This window comes from Mycobacterium angelicum (assembly GCF_002086155.1).
In the GTDB taxonomy this organism is placed as follows: domain Bacteria; phylum Actinomycetota; class Actinomycetes; order Mycobacteriales; family Mycobacteriaceae; genus Mycobacterium; species Mycobacterium angelicum.
Genome location: NZ_MVHE01000115.1, coordinates 1 through 8,613 on the forward strand (window position 1 = coordinate 1; position 8,613 = coordinate 8,613).

The window sequence follows — 8,613 nt, forward strand, 5'->3', positions numbered from 1 at the left end:
GGGCCGGCGGCATGTTCGGCGCCGGCGGCGAAGGCGGCGCAGGCGGCGCGAGCCTATTCCCAACAGGGGCCGGTGGAGCCGGCGGCGCGGGCGGGAACGCGGGCATGCTCGCCTTCGGCGCCGCCGGCGGGGCCGGCGGCAGCGGCGGGGAAGGCTTCGGCGGGGCTGTCGGCGGTGCCGGCGGGGCTGGCGGCAACGCGGGCATGTTCCTAGGTTCCGGCGGCGCCGGGGGTCCCGGCGGATTCAGCACGACCACCGGAGGGGTAGGCGGGGCCGGCGGCAACGCCGGCATGATCATTGGCTCTGGCGGCGCCGGTGGCTCCGGCGGCATTGGTGGTACCGGCACCGGCGGGGCCGGCGGGATCGGCGGCAAACCGGGGTTCTTCGGTAACGGTGGCAACGGCGGTAGCGGCGGGGCTAGCTCGACCGGTACCGGCGGTAATGGCGGGGCCGGTGGCAACGCCGTGGCCAGCTTGATTGGTAACGGTGGTAACGGCGGTAGCGGCGGGACCGGCGCAACTCCGGGCAAGGCCGGTCTCGGCGGGCTCGGCGCGCTGCTGCTGGGCGCCGATGGCTCCAACCCGCTCCCAAGCCCATCGCCGATCCATACCCTGCAGCAGAACGCACTTAATGCGATCAACCAACCCATCTTGTCAGCCACCGGACGTCCGCTGATTGGCAACGGACTCAACGGAAACCCAGGCAGCGGTGCACCCGGCGGCGACGGCGGCTGGATCTTCGGCAACGGCGGCAACGGCGGGCACGGGGCCACCAACGCCGCCGCCGCGGGTAAAGCCGGGGCCGGCGGCGCTGGCGGAGCCGGCGGCATCTTCTTCGGGTCCGGCGGTACTGGAGGGGCGGGCGGCCTAGCCGCCGGTCTCGGCGGGACCGGCGGGGCCGGCGGTGCCGGTGGTACCGGCTTGTTGATCGGGTCTGGCGGAACCGGCGGCAGCGGTGGCGGCGCCCTCAATGGCAGCGGCGGCTCCGGTGGCCGCGGTGGCAACGCCGGGTTCCTGTTCGGCGCCGCCGGAACCGGCGGGGCCGGCGCGGGCCAGGGTGCCGGCGCCGGGGCCGCGGGCGGAACCGGCGGGTTGTTCTCCAACGGCGGCGCCGGAGGACACGGCGGATTCGGCGGGGCCGGCGGCGCCGGCGGCAACGGCGGGGTGTTTGGCTCCGGCGGCACTGGCGGGGCAGGCGGCTTCCAACAAGCCGGCGGGGCCGGCGGGACCGGCGGGATCTTCGGTGCCGGCGGCACCGGCGGTAGCGGCGGCTCCGGCCAACCCAACGGCGGAGCGGGTGGGGCCGGCGGCAACGCTGGAATGCTCTCCTTTGGAGCCGCCGGCGGTGCAGGCGGTAGCGGCGGGTCGAGCACCGAAACCGGCGGGGCGGGCGGTGCCGGCGGCAATGCTGGGTTCCTGTTCGGTTCCGGCGGCACCGGTGGCACCGGCGGGACGGGCGGCGCTGGCGGTAGCACCACCCAGCAAGGCGGTGCCGGCGGGGCCGGCGGCAATGCCGGGCTGCTCAGCGGCTCCGGTGGCGCCGGCGGCGCCGGCGGCGCCGGTAGCAACCAGAATGGTGCAGGCACCGGCGGTGTCGGCGGTAATGGCGGCAAAGCTGGGGTGAACGGCAATGGCGGCGACGGCGGCGCCGGCGGCGGTGGCGGACAGACGACCGGCACCGGCGGCAACGGCGGGATCGGCGGCAACGGCGTGTTCATCGGTGACGGCGGCAACGGCGGTAACGGTGGCACCGGCAACACCGCGGGCAAGGCCGGCAAGGGCGGCACCAGCGGCGTCCTGATCGGCGAAGACGGGATCACCGGCTTGGTGCAGTAGCCGACACTCCCCTAGCGGCCGGCCCCGCGCGCGCAGCGGCGCGCGCGGCGCCCCCGAAAGCGACGGCCACCTCGACGGTGACCACGACGTCAAGCGCGTCCACCACACACCGCGTGGCGGTGACACGCATCTCTCGGCCCACGGCCGTCGCGCGGGCGCAGGCCGGCGTCGGACCGTGCGGCAGCCACGCAGCGCCTGCCAGTGCGGCCAGGTCGGCGGCCGACTGGGCACGGTGGCGAGCCACCACCGCCGCACCCAGGTACGCAGCTGCTGCGGTGGTGCACAGCAATACCGCGACCATGGCGGCCGCCAATACAGTGACCGAACCCCGCTCACCGCGGCTCCGCAACCGAGACAGCGTTGGCCCCGATAGCCAAGCCGGGCAACAGGTTTGAACGCGCGATGACGCTGGCGACCAGGAACTGCCCATCCCGATGCAGCTGAACCCGAGCCGCCGGTGGTGCGATTCGCCGTGCCACCTCGACAGCCACCCGTTCGTCGCCGCGCGCGGCCAGCCGGGCAGCTTCGCGGGCGGCGTCAATACAGCGCACCTGCATCGACACCGCAGTGATTCCGGCCAGACACAGCACCAGAACCACCACCAGCGTGGCGATCGCCAGCGCCGCCTCGACGGTGCTCGAGCCGGCACTCGACGCTAAACCTTGGTCGACAGCGCGCGACCGATGAGGTGGTTCAACGCCGAGACAATGGAATCGCCGGTGACGACCGTGTAGAGAATCGCGCCGAAGGCCGCCGCCGCTATTGTGCCGATAGCGTATTCGACGGTGGACATGCCGGACTCGTCGGTGGCCAGCAGCGTCATGCGCGTCACCAGCACCTGAAACATGTTGCGCATCAATGGTTCCCCTCTGTTGTGGGCTCATAGCAGCCCTGACTGAAAAACCCGGCCGGCCAGTCCGGCCACCACCGGAACGATCCCCAGGCAGATGAATGCCGGCAAGAAGCACACCCCGAGCGGGCCGGCGATCAGGACCCCGGCACGCTCGGCTGCCGCGGCGGCCGTATGCGCGGCGTCCTGGCGAGCCTGAGCGGCCAGCTCGATCACGCCGTCGGCCAGCGCCGCACCCGAGGAGGCCGATCGCCGCGCCAGGCGCAGCAATGCCTCGGTCTGCGCGTCAATCCAACCGGCCGGCAAGTCCGGCGGTGCCGACCAGGCGACACCGGGCTCGGCCCCCAGCACCAGCAAGTCCGCGGCCCTCGACAGGACGCGGCCCAACCGCGGGGGCGCTGAAACGGCGGTCGCGGTCGCGGCGGTCGCGACCGCCATTCCGGCCGTCAGGCACACGGCAAGCACGTCCAGGCTGGAAGCAACTCCCAGCGGGTCCGGGCCGCGCCTGGGCATTGGGCGCCTCGGGCGTGCCGACACCGGCATTCGGGCGCGGGCCCGCGCGAGCGACGGCCCGGCACCGATCCACAGCGCCGCGGCCAGCAGCAGCGCCGCGGCGCTCACGGCTCGACCCGATCGGTTATCCGGTCCGACCACAGCAGCCCGCAACAGGCCAGCACCACACCGGTCACCAGCAGCCAGCCACCTGCGTGTCCATGCAACAGGAAGCTCAGCGGACGCGCGCCGATCAGTTGCCCGAGGAACACGCCGAGCAGCGGCAGCCCGGCCAGGATGGCCGCAGTGGCACGGGCGCCGGCCATCCCCGCGGCCACCTTGTCCGAAAACCGTTGCCGCTCAGCGATATCGCGCTGCGCGGCGCGCATCAAGGTGGATATCGCCAGGCCGTGGTCGTTGGCCAGCTGCCAACAGACCGCGAGCCGCTCCCACTGCGTGGGAAGAGCCGACGACAACGCCGCCGCGCGCAGCCCGCCGCTGACATCGGCGCCCAACCTGGCGCGCGCCGCCACCGCACGCAGGGCGGCCGCAACAGAGCCATCGGTCTCGTCGGCGGCAACGCTGAACGCCTGCACCGGATGGGCACCGACACGCAGCTCCCCGACCAGCACCTCGAGGGCCGATTCCAGCGCCTGTCCCTCCTGCGTTGCGCGCCTGGCCCGGCGACGACGTCGGTACCGCAGACCCACCGTCGCGCCCACGACCACCAGCGCCAGGACTGTCGTCAACGGCATCCACACGACTGCGCCGACCAACACGCATGCACAACAGCACACCAGCCAGCGCGTACCGGGCAGCCGAGCCGAACGGCGAACGGTCCCGGTGAGCCGCCGTCCCGGCGAGGAAGGCAGCACCAGCAGCGCCAACGACAACATCGGCGCGCCGAGCAGTGGGCCGTTCATGCCGGCAACCGGCTTCGCAGCAGCCGGCGCAGATCCCCGGCGTACTCGGTCAGCCCGTCGTCGGCGTGCCATGCGGTGACGGCGTGGACCAGCCCACTGTCGGCCTGGCGCAGCACCGCAATTTCACCGAGCCGACGCCGGCCGGCGCGATCGCGCGTGACGTGCAACAGCACCTGGACCGCCGCGACGAGCTGACTGTGCAGCGCCGCCCGATCGAGGCCGCCGAGCGCGCCCAGCGCCTCCAGCCGGGCCGGGACCTCGCCCGGACTGTTGGCGTGCACCGTGCCCGCCCCGCCCTGATGTCCGGTGTTCAGCGCCGCCAGCAGGTCAACCACCTCGGCTCCCCTGACCTCCCCGACCACGATGCGGTCGGGCCGCATCCGCAATGCCTGCCGAACCAGCTGGCGCACCGTCACCTCACCCACGCCCTCGACGTTGGCGCCCCGCGCGACCAGCTTGACCAGATGCGGATGACGGGGCGCCAGCTCCGCGGCGTCCTCGACGCACACGATTCGCTCGGCCGGCGAGACGGCTCCCAACATCGCCGCCAACAAGGTGGTCTTTCCGGCCCCGGTTCCGCCGCACACCAAAAAGGCCAGCCGTGCACAGATGATGTCGGCCACCAGTTCGGCGGCCTGCGGCGCGATCGCGCCCGCGGCAGCCAGCGCCGTCAAATCCTGCGTGGCCGGCCGCAGCACCCGCAGCGACAGGCAAGTGCCTTCGGCCGCCACCGGCGGCAGGACCGCGTGCAGCCGCACCGCGAACCCTCCGGCACCGATCCCGGTGAGCTGACCGTCCACCCACGGTTGCGCATCGTCGAGGCGGCGGCCGGCCGCCAACGCCAGCCGCTGGGCCAGCCGTCGCACCGCCGCCTCGTCGGCAAAACGAATCTGGCTGCGCCGCAACCCGTTTCCATCGTCGACCCACACCGCGTCGGGTGCGGTCACCAGCACGTCGGTGGTGTCGTCGGCGCACAGCAGCGGTTCGAGAATGCCGGCACCGGTCAATTCCGTCTGCAGCACCCGCAGGTTGGCCAGCACCTCGGTGTCGCCGAGGATGCCGCCGGACTCGGCCCGAATCGCGGCCGCGACAACATTCGGCCGCAGCGGGGCGGATTCGGCTGCCAGCCGCTCGCGAACCCGATCGATCAGCGAACCGGTCACGCCGCCCTACCCTGCTGGCGCGTGACCGGATGAGCCCCTAAGACTTCGAGCACCCGGCGGGCCGCACCTGCCATGGCCGATCGTCGCCGCAGCCGCAGCCCACCGTGGTCTAACTGCTCAGCGAGCCGCGGCTGGGCTCGCATCCATGCCAGCAGTGGCACACCGGCGATATCGGCAACCTCGGCCGCCCGCAACCCGCCGGGCGACGGTCCTCGCACCACCAGCCCCAGATTGGGATTGATCGCGGCCAGCACCGGAGCGATCGTGGCGGCGGCCGCGCATGCCCGCACATCGCACGGGCTGAGCAGAACGACAAGATCAGCCACGTCCAGCGCGGCCACCGTCGCGTCAGTCAGCCGGCGCGGAAGGTCACAGACCACCACCACTCCCCCGCGGCGACCGGCGTCGAGCACCGCAGCCACCGGCGCGGCGTCCAGCTCATAGCCGTTCCTGGTGCCCGACAGCACGCTGATGCCGCGGTGCCGTGGCAGCGCCTCGCGCACGGCCGACCAGGTCAGCCGTCCGCCCTGTAATGCCAGGTCAGGCCACCGCAGACCGGCTGTTGCCTCTCCTCCCACCAGCAGGTCGATGCCCCCGCCCCAAGGATCGAGATCCACCAGCAGAGCGTCGGTAGCGGCCTGCGCCAGGGCGACGGCGAACAGCGACGCCCCGGCCCCGCCGCAGCCGCCGATGACGGCGACGGCCTGGCCGTGCGGTCTGTCGTCGCGCGCCGACTCGGCGGCTTCGGCGAGCTCTCGGATCAAGTCATGCTCTTGGGCGGGCAGCCGCAAGACGTGCTGGGCGCCAATCGCGATGGCCGCCGCCCAGGTCGCCGGCGCGGCTTCGGTTCCGGTGAGCACGCTGACGTGGCCGCGCCGCGGCAGCGCGAGCCGGCCGCACCGATCCGCCGCCGCTTCGTCGAGCACCACAGCCGCGGCGGCCGCCCACGTCTTGCGGCTCACCGAGCTGTTTGCTCCGGTGTGGACCACCCGCACCCCGACGGCTGCGGCCACCCGATCCAGGTCATCACGCACATCGGGGTCGGCCAGCATTGCGAGCACGCCCGAGGCCGCCCGGCCGGTGCGAGAAGGCCCGGAGATGGTGGTCACGCATCTACGGTGCGGCGCCGGGCTGTGGGACGAAAGTGCCAAAGACCGAATTGTGGATAGAGACGCAACTGTGCACAATCGCCGTCGGTCAGGGCAGGGACCGTGCAAAAGCAGCAGACTCCCGCAACGCGCGCAGAGACCGGCTAACCACGCTTACGGGGAGGATAATTTGCCCCACAAAAGGGACGACCCCCGCCAGGGGGGGAGGAGGCGAGGGTCGTCGTGTATCAGCCCCGGGGGGTCGGGCTGATACACCCTCGGCTCAAGGCCGAGTAATGCTTACTATACACATGACAGTGCGGGCTCACGCAAGTATTGAGAACAAGAAAAGTACAGCTTGAGCCGTGTAAATGCCCCCGACGGGGCCGCCGCGACGGTGTCCGGACGGTCATTCCGGGACCAGAATGCCAGGCTTACCAGAGCTCCGACCTATGCTGGAACGGTGACCGTCTCCGACTCGGCCGCGCACCAGCAAACCATACCGGAGGCATCGGGAGCAAGTGCTCCACATGCCCGGACCGCGGCCTTCTTCGACCTCGACAAGACCATCATTGCCAAGTCCAGCACTCTGGCTTTCAGCAAACCCTTCTTTGCTCAGGGACTGCTCAACCGCCGTGCCGTGTTGAAGTCCAGCTATGCGCAGTTCATCTTTCTGCTCTCCGGCGCCGATCATGACCAGATGGACCGGATGCGCACGCACCTGGCCAACATGTGCACCGGGTGGGACGTCGAGCAGGTGAAGTCGATCGTCAACGAGACGCTGCACGACATCGTGACTCCCCTGGTGTTCGCCGAAGCCGCCGACCTCATCGCCGGTCACAAATTGTGCGGGCGCGACGTGGTGGTGGTATCCGCCTCGGGCGAGGAGATCGTCGCCCCCATTGCCCGCGCATTGGGCGCTACCCACGCCATGGCGACCCGAATGGTGGTCGAGGACGGTAAGTACACCGGCGAGGTCGCTTTCTACTGCTACGGCGAAAACAAGGTCCAAGCGATCCGTGAGCTGGCGGCCCGCGAGGGCTACCCGCTGGAACACTGCTACGCCTACTCCGACTCGATCACCGATCTGCCGATGCTGGAGTCCGTCGGCCATCCCTCGGTGGTCAACCCCGACCGCGGGTTGCGCAGGGAAGCCGTCGAGCGGGGCTGGCCCGTGCTGTCGTTCTCCCGGCCGGTGTCACTACGGGATCGCATTCCGGCGCCCTCGGGTGCCGCGATCGCCACCACCGCCGCGGTGGGCATCACCGCGCTGGCCGCCGGTGCGGTCACCTACAGCCTGCTGCGCCGCTTCATGTTCTAGCCGGCGCGTTCTAGCACCGGCGTCCCAACGTCTCGAGTCGCGGCAGCAAACGTCCGACGCGCGCAATCCAAAGTCGTTTCAGAACTTTCGCAGAATTAGGCCTTGCTGTGTCTGGGGTCTAGTAGTACAAAGGAACCACGGAAGCCCGGTGAGGCCAAGGTCGATCCGGAAGAGAAGGTTCGTTCTCCCGACCCGGGCACCCAGCACGGTTCCCGGCACCCACGCGGAGTCATAGCCGCGATAATGGCAGAAGTGTTGCGGGCCTGCGTAATTGCGAACAACGGATGACATCGACAGCCCTTTGGGTGGGGTTGCAGTCGGAAGTATCGCAAACGCGCCGAGGTCACCCACGCAGCCCAATAAATGCACGCTTGGTACCCGAGAACCGTGTTGGCGGGCGGTGATTCGAAAATTTTCGGATCGCCGCCCGCTTTGCATTTCCGCGGCGACTAATTGCGCGGGCCGCCAGCTACCGACTCGGCAATTGAAAGAGCCTCCTGGGCGCCGGCCTGCAACCCCCGGCAACACAGCACCAACCAGGCGGCCACGCCCTCGGGTGTGCCCTCGCCGAAACGACGTGCTCCCTCGCGGTAGTCGGCCGGCTGGCGCATCCAACGAACCTCGGGAACGCCCAGTCCGTGCGGGTCCAGACCGCTGGCGATGGTCACCAGTCGCGATACGGCGCGCGCCACCACGCCGTCGGCGCTGCCAAATGCCTTTAGCGTCAACAACTCTCCGTGCGCGACAGCGGCAACCACGGGCGCCGATGCCTGCGTGGGACGGGTGACCACATCGGCCAGCAGCTCCAGTCGCGGTCCGATTTCGGCGTCGGCGCGCGGCCGCCCGAGCCGTTCGTCGTCGGCGAGATCCGCCGCGGCCAGCACGTGCAGGCGCGCCAGCGCCTGCAACGGCGCGCGCCGCCACGCCCCCACCAACGGCCC

Annotated in this window: 8 protein-coding genes and 2 pseudogenes; 2 read left to right on the forward strand and 8 right to left on the reverse strand. The window is 71.0% G+C overall.

Features of this window, described 5'->3' with window-relative positions; translation table 11 throughout:
* Positions 1-1,835: pseudogene (locus BST12_RS27835) on the forward strand (PE family protein); the annotation flags it as partial.
* Here BST12_RS27835 and BST12_RS27840 read toward each other — a convergent pair.
* Genes BST12_RS27840 through ssd form a run of 7 tightly spaced genes read right to left on the reverse strand, consistent with a single transcriptional unit; the run spans position 1,816 to position 6,315 of the window.
* Entirely contained in the window at positions 1,816-2,148 is a 333-nt protein-coding gene (locus tag BST12_RS27840) for an Rv3654c family TadE-like protein (protein WP_372510901.1), read from the reverse strand. The pseudogene BST12_RS27835 and the gene BST12_RS27840 sit on opposite strands and share 20 nt — an antisense overlap.
* A gap of 19 nt (positions 2,149-2,167) precedes the next feature.
* Complete coding sequence (locus BST12_RS27845; protein ID WP_083116422.1) at positions 2,168-2,455, reverse strand: TadE family type IV pilus minor pilin; 288 nt, start codon at positions 2,453-2,455, stop codon at positions 2,168-2,170.
* A gap of 35 nt (positions 2,456-2,490) precedes the next feature.
* Complete coding sequence (locus tag BST12_RS27850) at positions 2,491-2,691, reverse strand: DUF4244 domain-containing protein (protein ID WP_083116416.1); 201 nt, start codon at positions 2,689-2,691, stop codon at positions 2,491-2,493.
* Between the two features lie 24 nt (positions 2,692-2,715).
* Complete coding sequence (locus BST12_RS27855; protein WP_211281379.1) at positions 2,716-3,306, reverse strand: type II secretion system F family protein; 591 nt, start codon at positions 3,304-3,306, stop codon at positions 2,716-2,718.
* The gene (locus BST12_RS27860; protein WP_083116417.1) at positions 3,303-4,100 is read right to left on the reverse strand and encodes a type II secretion system F family protein; all 798 of its coding nucleotides are present in this window, start codon (positions 4,098-4,100) and stop codon (positions 3,303-3,305) included. The genes BST12_RS27855 and BST12_RS27860 overlap by 4 nt, the downstream gene beginning before the upstream one ends.
* On the reverse strand, positions 4,097-5,263 hold the full coding sequence (locus BST12_RS27865) for a TadA family conjugal transfer-associated ATPase (RefSeq protein ID WP_083116418.1): 1,167 nt from the start codon (positions 5,261-5,263) through the stop codon (positions 4,097-4,099). Before BST12_RS27865 ends, BST12_RS27860 begins: the two co-directional genes overlap by 4 nt.
* On the reverse strand, positions 5,260-6,315 hold the full coding sequence (gene ssd / locus BST12_RS27870; protein ID WP_083116424.1) for a septum site-determining protein Ssd: 1,056 nt from the start codon (positions 6,313-6,315) through the stop codon (positions 5,260-5,262). The genes BST12_RS27865 and ssd overlap by 4 nt, the downstream gene beginning before the upstream one ends.
* A gap of 499 nt (positions 6,316-6,814) precedes the next feature.
* On the opposite strand from ssd, the gene BST12_RS27875 reads away from it, so the two are divergent.
* Positions 6,815-7,672, forward strand: coding sequence for an HAD-IB family hydrolase (locus tag BST12_RS27875; protein WP_083116419.1), 858 nt, complete (start codon positions 6,815-6,817; stop codon positions 7,670-7,672).
* A 449-nt stretch (positions 7,673-8,121) separates the two neighbouring features.
* On the opposite strand, the pseudogene BST12_RS27885 reads toward BST12_RS27875, so the two are convergent.
* A pseudogene (locus BST12_RS27885) lies at positions 8,122-8,613 on the reverse strand (oxidoreductase); the annotation flags it as partial.